Annotated in this window: 1 pseudogene; it reads left to right on the top strand. The window is 51.9% G+C overall.

Going from position 1 to position 264, the window contains the following annotated elements:
• Positions 1-17: 17 nt before the first annotated feature.
• Positions 18-264 (top strand): annotated as a pseudogene (locus HK25_RS12260) (hypothetical protein); the annotation flags it as partial.

Below are 264 nucleotides of genomic sequence, written 5' to 3'. Positions count from 1 at the left end.
ACGAAAGATACCTCAAAATGAAAAAAGCACTTCTTCTCCTGCCGCTGCTGGCTGTTACTGCCTGCGCCAGTACCTCTCAGGGCAAACTGCGTCAGGCTGTGTATGACATGGACAGCGCATATCACATCCTGGCAAACCCGATGCCCGATGTAATGGCAGGTAAGGTGCCGGGAGTAACACTCACGGACACACAGAAAAGTCTCGTGAAACGTGCCAGCCAGACAGTTTTCAATGAGCTGAGCACGCTGAACACCTCAGTTCAGA

Source organism: Acetobacter sp. DsW_059 (assembly GCF_002153695.1).
Lineage (GTDB): Bacteria > Pseudomonadota > Alphaproteobacteria > Acetobacterales > Acetobacteraceae > Acetobacter > Acetobacter thailandicus.
This window is presented reverse-complemented; position numbering and strand designations above follow the sequence as displayed.